Below are 19,265 nucleotides of genomic sequence, written 5' to 3'. Positions count from 1 at the left end.
TCCGGCGTCGCTGCGAAAGCGTATCTATATCGCACTTCCCGCGCAGGCTACAAGCGCGGCCACTTCAGCCAAGGCGCAGACGGGTCGGACCGGGCCGGATCGGCCGGTTTTGCGCAAACCCGGGGCCGGGCGGACGCAGCGTTGCACCCCGCCGGGCAGGCAACCGGCCCCGGTTGCGGCTACCATCATCGCCCTGCCCGCCAGGTTGCGACCATGCCGTTGAATGTCATCGTGGTGATGGACCCCATCGCCCATATCAAGATTGCCAAGGACACCACCTTCGCGATGCTGCTGGAAGCCCAGCGCCGCGGCCACGCCCTGCACTACGTCAGCCCCGGCGGGCTGGCCCTGCGCGACGGCCAGGCGGTTGCCCGCACCGCGCCGCTGCAGGTCCGCGAGGACAAGGCTGACTGGTTCACCCTGGGCGAATTCAGCCAGACCGTGTTCGGCCCCGGCCAGGTCGTGCTGATGCGCAAGGACCCGCCGGTGGATGCCGAATTCATCTACGACACCCATGTGCTCAGCGTGGCCCAGCAGGCCGGCGCGCTGGTGGTCAACGACCCCCAGGGGCTGCGCGATTTCAACGAAAAGCTGGCCGCGCTGCTGTTCCCGCAGTGCTGCCCGCCCACCCTGGTGAGCCGCCGCAACGCCGACCTGAAGGCCTTCGTGCTCGAACACGGCCAGGCCGTGCTCAAGCCGCTGGACGGCATGGGCGGGCGCTCGATCTTCCGCAGTGGCACCGGCGACCCCAACCTCAACGTGATCCTGGAAACCCTGACCGATGGCGAGCGCACGCTGGCCCTGGCGCAGAAGTTCATTCCGGACATCACCGCCGGCGACAAACGCATCCTGCTGGTCGACGGCGAGCCGGTGGATTACTGCCTGGCGCGGATCCCGCAGGGCGACGAATTCCGCGGCAACCTGGCCGCCGGTGGCCGCGGCGAAGGCCGCCCGCTGAGCGACCGCGACCGCTGGATCGCCGCCCAGGTCGGGCCGGAAATGAAGCGCCGCGGCATGCGCTTTGTCGGCCTGGACGTAATCGGCGACTACCTCACCGAAGTGAACGTCACCAGCCCCACCTGCGTGCGCGAGCTGGATGCCCAGTTCGGGCTGAACATCGCCGGCACGCTGTTTGACGCCATCGAGGCCAGCCTGCCGCGATGAGTGCGACGGTTGCACCGCTGACGCCGCTGCAGGCGCGCGAATCGCAGCGCCTGGGCGCGACCCTGGCGCTGTCGCTGCTGGTGCATGCGCTGTTGATCCTGGGGGTGGGCTTTGCGGTGACCGACAAGGCCGCGCTGGTGCCCACGCTGGAGGTGATCTTCAGCCAGACCCAGACCGCGCTGACGCCCAAGCAGGCCGATTTCCTGGCCCAGGCCAACCAGCAGGGCGGCGGCGACCACGACAAGGCCCAGCGCCCGCGCGACAACCAGGCCGGGATCGTGCCGCAGCCGCAGGCCGGGCTGTCGCCGGTGCCGCAGCAGCGCCAGGACGCGGCCAGCCCACCGCCCCCGCAGACGCGGGTGGTGTCCAGCCGCAACAGCACCGAGCAGGTCGCCAGCGCGCAGCCGCAGCCGTTGCCCGAGCACCCGCAGCCGGAGGCCCCGCTGAACGCGCGCGAGCAGCGCGACGCCGAAATGGCGCGGCTGGCCGCCGAGGTGCACCTGCGCTCGGCGCAGTACGCCAAGCGCCCGAACCGCAAGTTCGTGTCGGCCAGCACCAAGGAATACGCCTACGCCAACTACCTGCGGGCGTGGGTGGACCGCGCCGAGCGCGTGGGCAACCTCAATTACCCCGACGAAGCCCGCCAGCGCCGCCTCGGTGGGCAGGTGGTGATCACCGTCGGCGTGCGCCGCGACGGCAGCGTGGAGAGTGCGCGGATCCTGCGCAGCAGCGGCACCCCGTTGCTGGATGAGGCTGCCCTGCGCGTGGTCCGCCTGGCCCAGCCGTTCCCGCCGTTGCCCAAGACCGAGGACGGCGTGGAGATCCTGCAGGTGACCCGGACCTGGGCCTTCCTGCCCGGCGGTACGTTGCGCGACGATCGGTGACGGTGGGGGCGGCTGACTGACGGTCGGATATGCGGGGGATCAGCCGACCAACGGTCGGCTCTACCGGTATTGCGGGGCAGCCGACCAACGGTCGGCTCTACCGGTATTGCGGGGCAGCCGACCAACGGTCGGCTCTACCGGTGTTGCGGGCAGCCGACCGACGGTCGGCTCTACCGGGCGGCCTTGGCGGCGCGGGCGGCTTGCTGTTCCACCAGCGTCAGCGCCACGTTGTTGCGCAGGTAGGCCGGTTCGACACGTTCCGGGGCCACGCCCTCGCCGCGCGCGAACGCCGGCACTGCCAGGGTCAGCAGGTCCGATGCACGCGGCAGCGCCTGCGCGTCCACGCCGTCGAGCTGATCGGCCAGGCGCGTGGCCAGCAGACCGTCGGCAGCGCCGAAGCCGGTGCCGACGCCGAACCAGCGGCTGCCCGCGGGCAGGACCACCGCCTCGGGCGCGCACACGATCTCGTCGCCCTGCAGTTGCCACTGGCCGTCCACGCGCACCTGGCGCGCCACGTACACCTCGCCCATGCGCGCATCGATGCTGCTGAGCACCTGGTCGGCGCCGGCCGGCGCACGCAGCGCCAGTACCTGCAGCGTGGACACCGGCACCAGCGGGCGGTCCAGCGCCAAGGCGATGCCCTGCGCGATGGCAATGGCCAGGCGTACGCCCGTGAACGCGCCGGGGCCGCGCCCGAGCGCGATGGCATCCAGCTGCGAACGCGCGATGCCGGCGTCGGCCAGCAGTTCCTCGGCCCACGGCAGGCTTAGCTCGGCGTGGCGGCGCGGGGCGATCTCGAACCGCTCACGCACCTGCCCATCCACATACAGGGCGACGGAACAGGCTTCGGTGGCGGTTTCAAAGGCGAGCAGTTTCATGGCGGTCAGAACAGGGAAGTGGGGAAGTCATCGGGTGCCGCGGGTGACACAGGGGCTGGAGCGGGCGCCGCCGCTGCAGCGGGTGGCGCGGGCAGCGCGTCAGGCGGCCATTGTGGCGCAAAGAAGCCGCGTACATCGTCCAGCGCGCGGGTGCGCCGGAACGGTGGCAGCGAATCCAGGAAGATCCGCCCGTAGCCGCGGCTGAGCAGCCGCGGGTCGCACAGCACCAGCACGCCACGGTCGGTCTCGCTGCGGATCAGCCGCCCGACGCCCTGCTTGAGCGCGATCACCGCCTGCGGCAGCTGCTCGTCGCGGAACGGATTGCCGCCGTCGCGCCGGATCGCATCCAGCCGCGCCTCGAACACCGGATCATCCGGCGCGGCGAACGGCAGCTTGTCGATCACCACCACGCTCAGCGCATCGCCCACCACGTCCACGCCCTCGCGGAAACTGGCCGAGCCCAGCAGCACGCCGTTGCCCGACTCGCGGAAGCGCTGCAACAGGGTCGCGCGCGGCGCCTCGCCCTGCACGAAAAGGGGCCACGGTGCATCACGCAGCGCTTCGGCCGCTTCACGCAGCGCGCGGTGCGAGGCAAACAGCAGGAACGCCCTGCCCTGCGATGCCTCCAGCACCGGGGTGAGTGCACGGATCAAGGCGGTACCGAACCCGCGCGCCGCCGGATCGGGCAGATCGGCGGGCAGGTAGCACAGCGCCTGCGTCGCCCAGTCGAACGGGCTGGGCTGCAGCAGGGTGACCGGATCGTCCAGCCCCAGCCGCTGCGAAATATGCGCAAACCCACCGTCCACGGTCAGCGTGGCCGAGGTGAATACCCAGGCCGCCATCGAGCGCTGCCGATGCTCGCGCAGCGGCCCGGATACGTCCATCGGGGTGCGCTGGCAGCGGAAGCCGCGCGGGGTCAGTTCGTACCACAGCACGTCCGCCGGGGGTGCGGCCAGTTCCGGGTCGGCGTCGAAATCGAGCATCGGGGCGTCTTCGCCGAGCCAGCGCGACAACCGCGCTACGGCTTCCAGCGCCCGCGCGTGGCAGGCGTCCAGGCCGGGCGATGCCTCGCGCACGCCCACCAGCGCGTCGCGCAGGGACACCAGGGCCGACATCGCCGCATCGAAGCCATCGCGCACCTGCGGCACCGCCAGCGCGCGCCATTGGGTGCCGCGCGGTGGCAGCCCGTCCATGGCGGTGCGCAGGTCGCGCAGGGTCTGTTCCAGCGCGGCAGCGGGCACCTGCAGGGCGGCCTGCGCACCGGCCACGCTGCGGCTTTCGGCCAGGCAGTCGCGCGCCAGTTCCTGCCACGGCCGCATGCCGAACCCTTCGCCGAAGAAATTGGCGGCCAGTTCCGGCAGCTGGTGCGCCTCGTCGATCACGAAGGCCTGCGCGCCGGGCAGGATCTCGCCGAAGCCTTCCTGCTTGAGCGCCAGGTCGGCCAGCAGCAGGTGGTGGTTGACCACCACCACGTCGGCCGCCTGCGCACGCTGGCGCGCCTGCACCACGAAGCAGTCGTCCCAGAACGGGCACTCGTTGCCCAGGCAGTTGTCGACGGTGGAGGTGACCATCGGGTACAGCGGCGAGTCTTCCGGCAGCGCTTCCAGCTCGGCCATGTCGCCGAAGCGGCTGCGTCCGGACCAGGCCAGGATGCGCTGGAACTGCGCCACCTGCTCGGGCGAACTGAAGCGGGGTTCGCCACGGGCCTGCTGCAGGCGGTAGCGGCACAGATAGTTCGCACGGCCCTTGAGCAGCGCACTGCTGTGGCCCACCCCGAGCGCGGCGCGCACCCGCGGCAGGTCGCGGTGGTACAGCTGGTCCTGCAGCGCGCGGGTGCCGGTGGAAATGATGATCTTCAGCCCCGACAACAACGCGGGCACCAGGTACGCATAGGTCTTGCCGGTGCCGGTGCCGGCCTCGGCCAGCAGCACGTCGCGCTGGTCGAAGGCCTCGGCGATGGCAACGGTCAGGCGCAGCTGCGCCGGGCGAGCAACGAAGGCATCCAACTGGCTGGCAAGCGTCCCGCCCTCGCTGAGGGCTTCGCTGCTGGCATGGGCAAGGCGTGACATGCGCCCATGATAAAGGGTGCCAACCGCCTGATGGATCGCGCGCGCGTCCGGAACGCAAAACCCACATGGACTGCGCGCACGCGCCGAACGCTAACCCCACATGGACTGCGCGCACGCGGAACGTAACCCCCGCATGGACTGCGCGCGCGGAACGCAAACGCCACGTAGAGCGGGGCTCTGCCCCGCTGCACCGAGTGCAGGGCAGCGGGGCAGAGCCCCGCTCTACGTGGGGGATGGCATTGCGTGCAGCGGGGCAGAGCCCCGCTCTACGTTGGGATGGCATTGCGGGCAGCGGGGCAGAGCCCCGCTCTACGTTGGGATGGCATTGCGGGCAGCGGGGCAGAGCCCCGCTCTACGGGGGGATGGCATTGCGCGCAGCGGGGCAGAGCCCCGCTCTACGGGGCATGCCTGCGGTCAGTACCGCTTGATGCCCGGCACCGTGCAGCCTTCCAGCTGGGCGTGCGCGGAGGCGGCGTTTTCCTTCTGGCCCCGCGCCAGGCGCGACTGCTCGATGGTGGCCCAGTGGCGACGGCACAGCGGGCCGGTCTTCGAGCCCAGGTCGACGGCCTTGCGCGCCAGCGATTCGGCACGCGGCCAGTCGCCCTGCAGCAAGGCGATTTCGGCGCGTTCCTGCAGGATCGACGGATCGCCTTCGGAGATCAGCAGCGCCTGGTTCAACGCTTCTGCAGCGGCGGGCAGGTCGTTGGCCTGGCGGCGCACCTGCGCGGTCATGCGCAGGTCTTCGATCTCGGCGTCGCGCAGCGGCTGCACGGCCAGTTCCTTGTCATCGGCCCCCACGGCCACCGCTTCCACGGCCGCCATCCGCTGGGCCGGGGTGGTGGTGTCCACGGGCGCCTTCACCGGCGGTGCCGGGGTGACGCACGCAGTGAGTGCCAGGCCCAGGCTGAGCAGGCAGGCGGAACGGATCAGGGTTCGGGTAGTCATGCGGGCCGGCCTCGCTCCGGAATCATCGCGCTGGGGGAGTGGTGGCAGGTGCCGGCGCCGGCTCGGCGGCCGGCTCCGGCTTCTTGCCCATGCCGAACCAGCTGCGCCAGCCACCGCCTTCGGTGCTGCCTTCGCCACCCTCTTCTTCAGGCAGGGCGGCCGGCGGCGGAGCGCACGGCGCATACGCCGGTGCGTAGCCCACCACGAACGGGAAGCGCCGGGCGCCCGGGCAACTTTCATCGGTGCTGGACGTGCCGCTGGCTTCCACGTACTGCCAGTCCAGGCCCTTGCTGCTGACCTTCAACGGCGCGCTCGGCAGGCGCTGGAAAATGCTCGACCACACGCGCATCGAACCGGTGGCGCCGTACAGCCCGGCCTGCTCGTTCTGGTCGTTGCCCATCCAGATCACGGCCAGGTGGTCGCCGGTGTAGCCGGCATACCAGCTGTCGCGGCCATCGTTGGTGGTGCCGGTCTTGCCGGCCGGCTGCAGGCGGCCCAGGCCGTCGGCATTCAAGCGTTGCGCGGTGCCGCTGGCCACCACCTGCTGCAGGCCGATGCTGATCAGGTTGGCGGCGATCGAGTCACCTTCCTGGGCCGGTGCGGGCGACTTGTCGTAGCGCTTCATCAGCTTGCCCTGCGGGTCCAGCACGCCACGCACGGCATGCAGCGGCTGGATCTCACCGCCGGAGGCGAGGAACTGATACAGCTGGGCCATCGCATACGGGCTCTGGTCGGTGGAGCCGAGGATGACCGCCGGATTGGGCTCGGCCTTGATCCCGGCCAGCACGTGGATCAGCTGGGTCACGCGCTCCGGGCCGACCTGCATGCCTACCCGGACCGTGGCCTGGTTGTAGGAATGGGCCAGCGCGTCGATCAGGCGCACGGTGCCATGGCTGCGGTTGTCAGCGTTGCCGGGCGACCAGTTGCGGCCACGCGACAGCTGCACCGTCACCGGCGAGTCGTCCACCCAGCTGGCCAGCGAGTAGCGATCGGGCTGGGCCAGTGCCAGCAGGTACACGAACGGCTTGAGCAGCGAGCCAACCGGGCGCTGCGCCTCGATGGCACGGTTGAAGCCCGGCTCGGCGAAATCGCGGCTGCCCACCACCGCCAGCACGTCACCGTTGTGCACGTCGGTCAGCACCATGCCGGCCTGCAGCTCGGGGCGCTTTTTGCTTTCCAGCGACTTGATCGTCTTGGTGACCGCGCCTTCGGCGTAGGCCTGGGCCGACGGCGCCATGCCGGTCATCACGCTCAGGCCGGCACCTTGCAGCACCGATTCGGGGTAGTCGTGGCCCAGCTGGCGACGCACCAGGTCCACGTAGGCCGGGAACCGGTTGGCCGCGATCAGGCCCGGGGTCTTGGGCACGCCGAGCGGCGCCTTCAGCGCACGCTGGTATTCGGCGTCGTCGATCAACTGGCTTTCGTGCAGCTTGCCCAGCACGAAGTTGCGGCGGTCCAGCGCGCGTTCGGGATTGCGGCGCGGGTCGTAGTAGGACGGGCCCTTGACCAGGCCGATCAGCAGCGCGACATGTTCGGTGCTGAGCGAGGACAGGTCGCGGCCAAACCAGAACTCGGCACCGGACGACATGCCGTGGATGGCCTGGCTGCCACGCTGGCCCAGGTACACCTGGTTGAGATAGGCCTCCAGGATGGTGCGCTTGTCGTAACGCGCTTCCATGATCAGCGCGTACAGCACTTCATTGAATTTGCGGGTGACGGTCTGTTCCTTGCCGATGCCCAGCAGGCCGCTGCGGGCCAGCTGCTGGGTCAGCGTGGACGCGCCCTGGCGGCTCTGGCCACCGGAACGCACGGTCACCCAGATCGCGCGGGCAATGCCGCTCAGGTCGATGCCGTGGTGACGGTTGAAATCCTTGTCTTCCACCGCCTGCAGGCCGGTGACCAGCAGTTCGGGAGTTTCCTCGATCCGCACCAGCCGGCGTTCTTCCTGCTTCTGTCCGTACAGGGTGGCGATACGCGCCGGATCCAGGCGCGCGGCCTTGAGTGCCTTGCGGCTGTCGGCATCGCGCAGCGAGGCGATCTGCCCGCCGGACAGGCTCAGCTCGACGCGGCGCGGGGCCACCGGGCCATCGACATCGCTGTAGCCGCGGCTGGCAATGACGAAGCGACCGCCTTCCTGCTGGTAGGTGGCCGCCGATTTGCCGGTGCCGTCATCGCGGTAGGCCGCGGCGGCCAGCTCGGTCTTGAGGGTGGACGCATCCATCGCCACGCCCGGCGCCAAGGCCAGAGGGCGGGCATACACCCGGGTCGGGATCTGCCAGCGCAGCTCACCGAAACGCTGGGTGACCTGCTTGTTCAGATAGACCGTATAGGGAATCAGGAAGCCCAGGGACAGCGCGACTGCGGCCATCCCCCAGGTGATCAGCCGACGCCGCCACAGCGGGCCGCGGCTGTCGGTGTCGTCGTCGAACTCGTCGGTGTCGTCGGTATCGTAGCGTCGGGGCACGGGCATCGGGAAACAGTGGGCTCGGCGCAGTCTAACGCAGCACACCAGCGCCGGCGGCATCGCCGTGGCGCCCGTTCCGGCGCACTACAGCAAGCGTCAGGGCGTTGGCATGGGACCGCTGCGACCGCGCACGCCGTCCCACAGCCCCCGGCACATGAACCGCAGCCGAATCCAGCGGGGCGCGATGAACAGCCCATTGCCGATCAGCTTGAGCACCAGCCGCGGCAGGTCCTGGGCCACCCACACCCGCGGCGTGCTGGCGCGCGGGTACAGCAGCACCCGGTTGCGCATGATGTAGTACAGCCGGAACGGCTTGTGCACCACCACCCCATCGCGCTTGACCCGCGAGGCACGCAGCTGTTCGCCGATGCGATGGTGCATCTGCGCGTCGCACACGCCATACAGGGCCAGCCCGGCCGCCTTGGCCCGGAAGCACCAGTCCATGTCGATGTTGTCGATGAACAGCGCTTCGTCCATGCCACCGACCCGGTCCAGCATCGTCAGCGGAATCAGCGAGCCGGAGGTGATCAGGAAATCGCAGGAGACGGTCTGCCCCGGGCCGCCGTAGTCCTTGTCGTTGAGCGGAAAGCCCATCCGCACGAAGGGCGCCGGCCGGCCGCTGCGCGCATCCACGAACTGCGGCCCCACGGCTGCCACCGGCCCCTGCTGCGACAGCGTGGCCAGGGCCTGCGCCAGGGTGGCCACCATGCCCGCATCGAGCACGCTGTCCTGGTCCATCAACAGCACGTGGCCGAAACCCAGTGCGCGTGCGCGTTCGATCGCACGGTTCAGCGCCGCCGCCAGCCCCACGTTGGATACCGAGGCGACCACGCTGACCGCCTCCCTCCCCGACAGGCCGGCAACGACATCCATGCCGGGGCTGCCGTTGTCGAACACCACCACATGGCCCACCTGGGGCTGCACGCTGTCCAGCACCTGGGTCAGCAGGTCCGGTTCGGGCGCATAGGTGACGATCACCGCACAGATGTCGGCAGCGGCGATGGCAGAGCGCCCGCTGGCCGATGGAAGGGTGCGGGTGGCAGCGGATTCTGGAGGGGTCATACCAAGGACAAGGCAGGCAAAAACGCGCCCGCACTATAGCCGACCCACCCGACCACGGTGGTGCGCTGCGTTCAGCGTTCCAGCGTGGCCGCGTCGCGCAGCCGCGCCTGCAGCGGTTCCAGTTCGCTGGCCGGCACACCCAACGCTCCCGCCTGCTGCAGCGCCTCGCGGGCATAGCGCGCGTCCCCTGCCCCCAGCCGCTCGCTGCCAATGGCCAGCCAGCGCCGCCCCAGCCGGCGTCGCGCCTCGCCCAGTTCGTTGTCGCGTGCGGCCAGCGCCTGCCAGGCCTGCAGGCAATCGCCCGCCGCGCGGACCCGGTTGCGCCGCAGTTCGTCGTCAAAGCACGTCACCAGCACCGGCAACAGTTGACGCGCGGCCGCGAGCACGGCCGGGTCGCTGGGGGCCAGCGCCTGTGCGGCGCGCAGGGCATCGAATGCGCTGCGGCCCGGCGGCAGCAGCCAGTCGCCGCGTGCCTGCGCCTGTTCGAAACGCTCCAGCAGCACCCGCAGTTCGCCCTTGCTGCGGGTCGACGGCGGCGCGCGCAACGCCTGCTGGGCATGCCGGGCCTGCTCGATGGCGGTGCRCGCGGCGGCCAGTGACGGGGCCTGCGGATCGATCGCCATCGCTTTATCCAAGGCCTGGCTGGCCTGCGCAAAGCGGAAATCACCGGCCAGGCGCGTGGCGTGGCGGGCCTGGCGATCGGCCAGTTCGCGCAGCCCGGCCTGGGCGCGCGGATGGCCGGGCACGGCGGACGCTACCGCGCGGTAACCTGCCCACGCCGCGTCCACGCGGCCACGCGCCAGATCCCGGTCGGCGCGGCCGAGTGCCTGTTCCAGCGCTGCATTGAACTGCGCCTCGGTCTGCGGCAGGTCCACATGCCCGGGGTCGTAGCGGCGGGCGCTGCCAAGCAGGGTCGCGGCCATGGCCAGGTCACCGCTGGCGCAGGCACTGCGCGCCTGCAGCAGCAGGTCGGACAATGCATCTTCGCGTCCCTCCAGCGCACGCAGCTGGTTGGGTGCCACCGCCAGCACCTGCTGGAACAACGGCAGCGCACTGTCCGGGCCGTCATCCAGGCGCTGCGCCTGCAGTGCCGCTTCGGCGCGCCCCAGCAACACCGCAATGCCGGCGTGGGCGCTGCCACGTTGCCGCAGCTGCTGCGCCAGTTGATCAGCATCGCGCTGCGGCACCTGCAGGTCGCGCGCCAGCGCCAACGCATGCCGTGCGGCGTCCAGGTCGCCGGCGTCGAGCGCATCGCGTGCCTGCTGCAGCGCCGCCTGCGCCGTGCGGGCCAGGCCAGTGCGGGCCTGGCTGCGATCGCCGTCCAACGCCAGTGCGGCCTGGTACCACTCACGTGCGCCGCTGCCATCGGCTGCGCTCAGGCGACCGGCGGCCAGCGCGCGGTCGCCCTGGTCCAGCAGCTGTTCGATCTGGGGTTCGTTCCAGAACCAGTTGGCCAAGGGACGCCGCAGTAGCACCAGTGCCACGAACAGCAGCACCGCCACCAGCAGCGCCCAGCGCCACACGCGGCGTGCATGCCGCGCCTGCAGCCACCACCAACGCCCTTCGCGGCGCACCCGGCGCAGCGCGGGGTGGACGGCGTCCTCGCGGTCGGAATGACGGCTCATCCGCTGAGCCTAGCCGCTGTCACGTGATGTCAGCCTAGACGCCGGGCATCGCTGACGCCGGGCAGCGCATCCAGTTTGCCCAGCAGCGTGGACAGCTGGCCGTAGTCGCTGACCTTCAGGCGCAGGCGCAGATGCGCGCGCCCGCTGTTGCGCACGTTGTCGCTGTGGATATCCAGCACGTATGCATCTTCCTGCGCGATCAGGTTGGTGATGTCCTTGAGCAGCCAGCGGCGGTCGACCGCGTCGACCACCACGTCCACTTCATAGCCACCGCCGGCCTGGCCCCACTCCACCGGCAGGATCCGCTGCGGGCTGGCCGCCGACAACCGCGCCAGCGCGGCGCAGTCGGTGCGGTGCACGGTGACGCCGCGGGTGCGGGTGAGGTAGCCGACGATCGGTTCGCCGGCCACCGGCTGGCAGCAGCGTGCCAGCTGCACCAGCAGGTTGCCCACGCCCTGCACGGTGAATTTGGATTTGCCCAGGCTGTCGCGGCGCGCGGTCGGGCGCGGCAATGCCGGGGCAGCGGGCTGGCTGGCGGCGCGCTCGGCTTCCAGCAGCGCACGGCTGACCTGGTTGGGGCCGGTGTCGCCCAGCGCCACCTGGATGTACAGGTCGTCCACGCTGTCGGCATGGAATTTCTTCGCCGCCACGGCGAGGTCGGCATGCTGCAGGCCCAGCCGCTTCAGTTCGCGGTCGAGCAGGTCGCGACCGGCCTGCACGTTGCGGGCGCGATCGAGCTTGTGGAACCAGCCGCGCACCTTGTCGCGCGAGCGGTTGCTGGCCAGGAATCCGTTGGACGCCAGCAGCCAGTCGCGGCGCGGGTCGGCTTCCTTGGAGGTCAGGATTTCCACGCGGTCGCCGCTGCGCAACCGGTAGGTCAGCGGCACGATGCGGCCGTTGACCTTGGCCCCGCGGCAGCGGTGCCCGACCATGGTGTGCACGTGGTACGCGAAATCCAGCGGGGTGGCGCCCTGCGGCAGATCCATCACCTCGCCTTTGGGGCTCAGCGCATACACCCGATCTTCGGTGAGCTCGGCATCCAGGGCACCGGCCAGTTCACCGGCGGGGCTGTCCTGGGCGTGTTCCAGCAGCTGCCGCATCCAGGTGATCTTGCGGTCGAACGCCTTTTCCGCGCCCTTGCTGCCTTCCTTGTAGCGCCAGTGCGCGGCCACGCCCAGTTCGGCCTGGGCATGCATGTCGTGGCTGCGGATCTGCACTTCGATGGTGCGCCCGTCCGGCCCGATCACCGCCGTATGCAGCGAGCGGTAGTCATTGGCCTTGGGCCGGGCAATGTAATCGTCGAACTCGCTCGGCACCGGCGCCCACAGCGAATGCACCACGCCCAGCGCGGCGTAGCAGGCGGCCACGTCCTGCACCATCACGCGCACCGCGCGGATGTCGTAGAGCTGCTCGAAGGCGAGCTTCTTCTTCTGCATCTTCCGCCAGATGCTGTAGATGTGCTTCGGGCGGCCACTGACCTCCGCGTTGATGCCCTGGGCGAGCAGTTCGCGCGACAGCACCTTCTTGACCGTCTCGACGTAGCGTTCGCGCGCCAGCCGGGTCTCGTCCACTTCGCGCGCGATGCGGCGGTAGGTGTCCGGTTCCAGGTGGCGGAAGGCCAGGTCTTCCAGTTCCCACTTGAGCTGCCAGATGCCCAACCGGTTGGCCAACGGGGCATGGATGTCGCGGGTCAGCTGGGCCAGTGCGCGGCGCTCTTCCTCGGGCAGGCGGTCGGCACCGCGCATGCGCGCCAGTTGCCGCGCGAGCAGGATGGGCACTACCCGCAGGTCCTGGATGATCGACAACAGCAGCCGGCGCAGGCCTTCGCTGTTGCGCCCGGCATCGCGCCCGGCGTGCAGTGCCCAGACCTGGTCAGCCGCATCCTGGCCGTCCAGCAGGCCGGCCACGGCCGGCTTCAGCGTCCCCAGCGGCAGGGTATCCAGGCCGGCGCGCAACCAGGGCAGGTCGAACAACAGCGTGGCCAGCAACGCGCTTTCATCGGCCGACAGCAGCGCCAGCGAATCCAGCGTATCTGCCAGCACCGGCCAGCTGGAGTGCATCTGCCCGTCGGCATCGGGCAGCTGCCAGCGCTGCAGCAGCGCCTCGCGCAGGGCGGGCGGCAGCGAGGCCGCCGAGGGTCGGTTCAACAAGGCATCCAGGCCGGGGACAGAAGCGCGGTTCACAGCATCGTGCAGGCAAGACAGAGACCCCTACACTAGCGCCGAGGCCGGTCGCGGACAATCAAAACCACCGCATTAGCCCGCATGTCTTCATGCCCGGCCCGCGCCAACACCACCCCGCTGGCCCTACACTGCGGCAAACCCAAGGAGATCTGCCATGCGCTTTTCGCGTCTTCGCCTGCTGGCCAGTGCGGCCGTCCTGTTGAGCCTGGCCAGCCCGGCACTTGCCCAGCGCGTGGTCGAGGGTGACCTGCAGCAGCAGATGTCGCCGGCCGAGTTCAAGGCCGCCGGCCTGGACAAGCTCAGCCCGGCCGAACTGACCGCGCTCAACGGCTGGCTGCAGGGCAAGGTGGCGGCGGTGGCCGCCGATACGCGCGAGCAGGTCCGCGAACAGGCGCGTGAGGAAGGCCGTCAGGAAGTCATCGTCAAGAACCGCGGCTTCTTCGACTTCGGCAGCAACGAGCCGATCACCAGCACCCTGCAGGGCGAGTTCCGTGGCTTTGGCAAGGCGCGCAAATTCCTCCTGGCCAATGGTCAGGAATGGGAACAGAGCGATGACACCGTGCTCTCCGGCGTGCGCAAGACCAATCCGACGGTGTCCATCAGCCCCGGCCTGCTGGGCGTCTGGTACCTCCGCGTGGACGGGGTGAACACCCGCGCCAAGGTCCGCCGCACCAAGTAGGCGGGGCGTCGACCCGGGCGCGGGGGCGTGCTCAAAGCTGGCGCAATGCGTCCATTCGCTGCGCCAGCTTCTTGGCCGAAATGCCGGTCTTGGCCCCCAGTTCCTGTGCGAACAACGACACCCGCAGTTCCTCCAGGTCCCAACGCAGCGCCTGCCATTGCGGGCGTTGGCGCAGGCCGCGGCGATCGGCATCGGCCAACGCGTCGATGAACGGCCGCAGTTCCAGCATGCGTGCCTGGTCACGCGGTGGATCGCGCTTGGCCCGTTCGCTGCGCAGGATCATCGCGCGCAGGTAGCGCGGGTACTGGGCCAGTGCATCGGCCGGGGTATCGCGCAGGAACCCCGGGTGGACCAACCCGGCCAGCTGCTGTTCCAGGTCGTCCAGGTTGCCGCGCGCCCAGCCCATCAGCGTGGACTGCAGCGACGGCTTGAGCTCGGCAACGTGGGCCAGGATGTTCTCGGCCAGCTTCAGGCGCGCCATCGCCTCGGCGAACAACCCCTTGCCGGCCGCATCGCGGCGCTGCGCAAAGGCCGCCGGGTCGCGGATATCGCCCAGGCCGTCGGCCAGCACCGCGTTCAAGGCGGCATCCACCAGGTCGCCGCGCAGGCGCTCCTGCGATTCGATGGCGGCGTACAGCAGCCCGGTCTTGGGCGGCACGGGCAGCTGCTTGCGGGCCTGCTTGGCCTTGTCGGCCAGGGCAATGTCGAACAGGCGACGGACGCCGTGCGTGTGCTGCTCGGCCGCTTCGTTGCGGTCGGCGAAGATCCGCAGCGCCGCACTTTCGCCGGTATCCACCAGCGCCGGGTAGGCGGGAACGCCGGCTTCGCCCGGCACCTGCAACGGGATCGGCGTGGCCGGGAAATCGCGCAGGCCTTCCACCGCCAGCGCGCGCCCGGCGCGGGCGGCAAACGCCTCGCCGGCCTGCCCGCCAAAGCGTGCGCGCAGTGCATCCAGGTCGCGTGCACTGGCCAGCAACTTGCCCTGCGCGTCGAACAGCCGCAGGTTCATGTGCAGGTGGGTGTCCAGCGCGGTCAGGTCGAAATCGGTGGCCGCCACCTGTGCACCGGTGGCCCGCGACAGGAACCGCGCCAGCTCGCCACGGATGTCGTCGGCGCTCGGGTCGCCGAACGCTTCGGCAAACGCGCGCCCGAAATCCGGGGCCGGCACGTAGTTGCGGCGCATTGCCTTGGGCAGGCTGCGGATCAACGCCGATGCCTTGTCGGCGACGAAGCCCGGGGCCAGCCACGACAGGCGCGCGGCATCGAGCGCGTTGAGCAGGTGCAGCGGCACGTCCAGGCTGACGCCATCGTCGTCGCTGCCCGGCTCGAAGCGATAGTGCAGCGCCAGGCGTGCGTCGCCCAGCGGCAGGTACTTGGGATAGCGTTCGGCATCGCTGCCTTCGCCGGGCAACAGGTCGGCCAGCGACCAGGCCAGGCCATGCCGCTTCTCCGGGGTCAGGCCCTTCCACCAGGTATCCAGCGCGGTGGCCGAGTGGATCTCCGACGGCACCCGGTCCAGGTACCAGCGCGCCTGCCAGGTTTCGTCGGCAACGATACCGGCCCGGCGCAGCTTGGCCTCTTCCTCGCGCGCCTGTTCCAGCACGGTGAGGTTGTCGGCGATGACGCTGGCGCGGGTGTTGATCTCGCCGGTCACCAAGCCCTGGCGGACGAAGATGTCGTGCGCCTCGCCGGGCGCGATGCGGCCGTAGTGCACCGGCTTCTTCGGTGCCAGTACCAGCCCGAACAGGCTGATCTGCTCCGACGCCAGCACCTGGCCCTGCGCACGCGACCAGTGCGGGTCGAAGTGTTTGCGCAGCAGCAGGTGCGGCAACTCGGCGATCACCCAGTCCGGCTCGATCGCCGCGTTGGTGAGGCCCCAGATCTTCTGCGTGTCCAGCAGGGTGGCGGTAAGCAGCCACGGCGGCGGCCGCTTGGCCAGCACCGAGCCGGGGAACGGCAGGAAGCGGCGCTGGCGCGGCGCGAGGAAATCGCCCTTGTCGCTGCGATGGCCGATCTGCGTGGGCAGCCCGGCAATCAGCGCACGGTGCAGGGTCTGGTAGGCAGCGGCACGCACCTTCTCGCTGAAGGCACTGCGCGCATCGCGGCCCTCCACGACCGGCGCAGTGGCTGGCGCCGGGGCGGCCGGCTCGCTCTTGCCCTCGCGGGCCAGGCGCGCGGCGCGGTGCTGCTGGCCGCGCGTCACCTTGGCCTTGGCTTCGTCATCGCGCACCGGGGCAGGCGCCGACGAACCGGCCAGCAACGGCTCCAGCGCACTGGCCGCCGGTTCTTCGGTCCAGCCCAGTTCCTCGCACAGCACGCGCAACTGGCGATGCAGTTCGCGCCATTCGCGCATGCGCAGGAAGCCCAGGAAATGCCGCTCGCACCAGCCCCGCAGCTTGGACTGGGTGAGGTCCTCGTGGGCCTGCCGGTAGCCATCCCACAGGCGCAGCACGCCCACGAATTCCGACCGCCCATCGGCGAACAGCGCGTGCGCGGTATCGGCCGCGCCACGGGCTTCGGGCGGGCGCTCGCGCGGGTCCTGGATGCCCAGGAACGAAGCGATCACCAGCATCGGCCGCAGGCAGCCCTGGGCCTGCGCGGCCACCAGCATCCGCGCCAGCTTGACGTCCACCGGCAACCGCGCCATCTGCCGCCCGACCGGGGTCAGCCGGCGCTGGTCGTCCACCGCGCCCAGTTCGCCCAGCTGCTGCCAGCCGTCGGCGATGGCGCGCTCATCGGGCGCCTCCAGGAACGGGAAATCCTCGATCCGGCCCAGGCCCAGCTGCAGCATCCGCAGGATTACCCCGGACAGGCTGGACCGGCGGATTTCCGGATCGGTGAATGCATCGCGCGACTGGAAATCGGCTTCCGAGTACAGCCGGTAGCAGATACCTTCGGACACGCGCCCGCAACGGCCCTTGCGCTGGTTGGCGCTGGCCTGGGACACCGGTTCGATATGCAGCCGGTCCAGTTTCTGGCGCGGGCTGTAGCGCTTCACCCGCGCCAGGCCAGGATCGACCACGTAGCGGATACGCGGCACCGTCAGCGAGGTTTCGGCCACGTTGGTGGCCAGCACGATGCGGCGCTTGCTGCCGGGGTTGAAGACTTCGTCCTGGTCCTTCACCGACAGCCGCGCATACAGCGGCAGCACCTCGGTTTCGCGGTACTTGCGCCGCTCCAGCGCCTGGTGCGCGTCGCGGATCTCGCGTTCGCCGGGGAAGAACATCAGGATGTCGCCACGCGGATCGATGCGGGTGATCTCGTCCACCGCGGCCACGATGGCCTCGTTGACGGTGCGCTCGCCATCGCGCCCGCCCTCCTTGTCACCCCCGCCCTCGCCTTCCAGCGGACGGTAGCGCACCTCCACCGGGAAGGTGCGGCCTTCGACGCTGATCACCGGCGCATCGTTGAAATGCTCGGCGAAACGCGAGGTGTCGATGGTCGCCGAGGTGACGATCAGCTTCAGGTCCGGGCGCTTGTGCAGCAGCTGCTTGAGGTAGCCCAGCAGGAAGTCGATGTTGAGGCTGCGTTCGTGTGCCTCGTCGACAATGATGGTGTCGTACTGGGACAGATAGCGGTCGCTGCTGATTTCAGCCAGCAGGATGCCGTCGGTCATGAACTTGATGCGGGTGTCGTCGCCGACGCGGTCGGTGAAGCGCACCTGGTAGCCCACCACCGTGCCCAGTTCGGATTTGAGCTCCTGCGCGACGCGGGTGGCCACCGCACGTGCGGCAATCCGTCGCGGCTGGGTGCAGCCGATCATGCCGGCCACGCCGCGACCGGCGGCCAGGCACAGCTTGGGCAGCTGGGTGGTCTTGCCCGAGCCGGTTTCACCGGCGATCACCACGACCTGGTGGTCGCGGATCAGGGCGGTGATGCGTTCGGCTTCACGCGCAATCGGCAGGCTGTCGTCCAGACTGATTGATGGCAGGTGGCGGGCGCGGCTTTCGCGCCGCTGCACCGAGGCCTGCAGGGCCTGTTCGAACGCGGCGGCCACGCCGGCATCGTTGGGCTTGGACTGGCAACGCGAGAGCAGGCCGAGCAGGCGACCACGGTCACGGCTCATGCCAGCGTCGATCGCGGCGCGTTGTTGGCGCAGGCGGGAAGCAGATTGTTTGTCGATAGTGCTCATCAATCGAATCGGTTAGAACTTTGATTACTACTGAAAGGTTAGTCTGATCTATTGTGAAGGCCATCCATTCCACAAGGAGAATCACCCCCATGGCGAAGACCAAGACACCGGTGAAGAAGACCCAGACCGGTAAGCAGAAGCTGGCGTCGGCCGCCCCTTCGGCCCCGAATATCGATATCGGGATCAAGGAAGGCGATCGCAAGAAGATTGCCGATGGGCTGGCATCGTTCCAGGCCGATGCGTTCACGCTCTACCTGAAGACGCACAACTTCCATTGGAATGTCACCGGGTCGATGTTCAACTCGCTGCACACCATGTTCGAGACCCAGTACACCGAGCAGTGGGCAGCCCTGGACGACGTCGCTGAACGTATCCGCGCATTGGGCTTCAATGCCCCGGGCTCCTACCGCGAGTTCGCGGCCCTGACCTCGATCGCCGAGGAGCCGGGCCTGACCGACAGTGCGGACTGGCGTGAGATGGTACGCCAGTTGGTGGCCGCCAACGAGGCGGTGTGCCGGACGGCGCGCAAGGTGCTGGACGTGGCCGACGACGCCGACGACGCCCCCACCGAAGATCTGATGACCCAGCGCCTGCAGACGCACGAGAAGTACGCCTGGATGTTGCGGTCCTTGCTGCAGTAACAGCAAAGCGTTTGCGCTTCTGTTATCTGCGCGCGGCGAGGGTTCCAGCCCCTTGCCGGGACACGCCGTAAATCCATCCTTGGAGGCTCGTGGGCGCCATCCATGGCGCCCAACGGTCCCGGCAAGGGGCTGGAACCCTCGCCCAGATGGATTTGTGCATCCGGCGGTTGGGAAGAGATGGAAGCATGCAGAACAGGCGCCCGGTGGCGCCTGTTCTGCGTTTTGGGCCCCTTTTCCAGCGATTGGGGAAAGAAATCCGGCTCTGGCTCTGGCTTCTGCTCTGCCTTTGCCTTTGCCTCTGCCTTTTGCCCTTGCCTCTGCCTCTGCCTCTGCCTTTGCCATTGGCTCTGCCTTTGCCATTGGCTCAGCCTCTGCCCTCGGCTCCGCCTTTGCCTTCAGCTCTACCCCCCATACGCGCCGGAAGACTGTCGGGGCGTGGGGTGGGTGGGTTGGCGGGACCGTTGGGCGCCATGGATGGCGCCCACGAGCCTCCAGGGATGGATTTACGGCGTGTCCCGGCAAGGGGCTGGAACCCTCGC

At 69.5% G+C, this 19,265-nt stretch carries 12 protein-coding genes; 4 read left to right on the top strand and 8 right to left on the bottom strand.

All coding sequences use genetic code 11. From position 1 onward, the window contains the following. The first annotated feature begins 213 nt into the window (after positions 1-213). Entirely contained in the window at positions 214-1,164 is a 951-nt protein-coding gene (gene gshB, locus AC1DCJ_RS18900) for a glutathione synthase (protein ID WP_038686781.1), read from the top strand. Beyond that, positions 1,161-2,048 carry a TonB family protein gene (locus AC1DCJ_RS18895; protein ID WP_313423012.1) on the top strand — a complete coding sequence of 296 codons (888 nt, stop codon included), beginning with the start codon at positions 1,161-1,163 and terminating at the stop codon, positions 2,046-2,048. Before gshB ends, AC1DCJ_RS18895 begins: the two co-directional genes overlap by 4 nt. A 170-nt stretch (positions 2,049-2,218) precedes the next feature. Here the strand turns inward: AC1DCJ_RS18895 and tsaB are convergent, their stop codons facing one another. From tsaB to AC1DCJ_RS18860, 7 genes are all read right to left on the bottom strand, one after another. Next, positions 2,219-2,926, bottom strand: coding sequence for a tRNA (adenosine(37)-N6)-threonylcarbamoyltransferase complex dimerization subunit type 1 TsaB (tsaB, locus tag AC1DCJ_RS18890; protein WP_478071668.1), 708 nt, complete (start codon positions 2,924-2,926; stop codon positions 2,219-2,221). A 5-nt stretch (positions 2,927-2,931) separates the two neighbouring features. Further along, positions 2,932-4,995, bottom strand: coding sequence for an ATP-dependent DNA helicase (locus AC1DCJ_RS18885; protein ID WP_478071667.1), 2,064 nt, complete (start codon positions 4,993-4,995; stop codon positions 2,932-2,934). A 414-nt stretch (positions 4,996-5,409) separates the two neighbouring features. Then, the gene (locus tag AC1DCJ_RS18880) at positions 5,410-5,940 is read right to left on the bottom strand and encodes a tetratricopeptide repeat protein (RefSeq protein ID WP_038686773.1); all 531 of its coding nucleotides are present in this window, start codon (positions 5,938-5,940) and stop codon (positions 5,410-5,412) included. A 22-nt stretch (positions 5,941-5,962) separates the two neighbouring features. Further along, entirely contained in the window at positions 5,963-8,404 is a 2,442-nt protein-coding gene (gene mrcB / locus AC1DCJ_RS18875; RefSeq protein WP_478071666.1) for a penicillin-binding protein 1B, read from the bottom strand. Positions 8,405-8,500: 96 nt separating this feature from the next. Beyond that, the gene (locus AC1DCJ_RS18870; protein ID WP_478071665.1) at positions 8,501-9,466 is read right to left on the bottom strand and encodes a glycosyltransferase family 2 protein; all 966 of its coding nucleotides are present in this window, start codon (positions 9,464-9,466) and stop codon (positions 8,501-8,503) included. A 71-nt stretch (positions 9,467-9,537) separates the two neighbouring features. Continuing rightward, the gene (locus AC1DCJ_RS18865; protein ID WP_478071664.1) at positions 9,538-11,091 is read right to left on the bottom strand and encodes a hypothetical protein; all 1,554 of its coding nucleotides are present in this window, start codon (positions 11,089-11,091) and stop codon (positions 9,538-9,540) included. Between the two features lie 29 nt (positions 11,092-11,120). Continuing rightward, complete coding sequence (locus AC1DCJ_RS18860; RefSeq protein ID WP_141057561.1) at positions 11,121-13,274, bottom strand: RelA/SpoT family protein; 2,154 nt, start codon at positions 13,272-13,274, stop codon at positions 11,121-11,123. Positions 13,275-13,428: 154 nt separating this feature from the next. Here AC1DCJ_RS18860 and AC1DCJ_RS18855 point away from each other — a divergent pair, with 154 nt between their 5' ends. Further along, a complete protein-coding gene (locus AC1DCJ_RS18855; protein WP_478071663.1) occupies positions 13,429-13,953 on the top strand; it encodes a hypothetical protein in 525 nt (174 codons plus the stop codon). A gap of 31 nt (positions 13,954-13,984) precedes the next feature. Here AC1DCJ_RS18855 and hrpA read toward each other — a convergent pair whose 3' ends face one another. After that, a complete protein-coding gene (hrpA, locus tag AC1DCJ_RS18850; protein ID WP_478071662.1) occupies positions 13,985-18,085 on the bottom strand; it encodes an ATP-dependent RNA helicase HrpA in 4,101 nt (1,366 codons plus the stop codon). Positions 18,086-18,174: 89 nt separating this feature from the next. Between hrpA and AC1DCJ_RS18845 the strand changes: the two genes are divergently transcribed. Further along, positions 18,175-18,726: a Dps family protein gene (locus AC1DCJ_RS18845; RefSeq protein ID WP_038686762.1), complete on the top strand. Its 552-nt coding sequence runs from the start codon at positions 18,175-18,177 to the stop codon at positions 18,724-18,726. The last annotated feature ends 539 nt before the right edge of the window (positions 18,727-19,265 follow it).

Source organism: Stenotrophomonas sp. 10N36, assembly GCF_056395005.1.
This window is presented reverse-complemented; position numbering and strand designations above follow the sequence as displayed.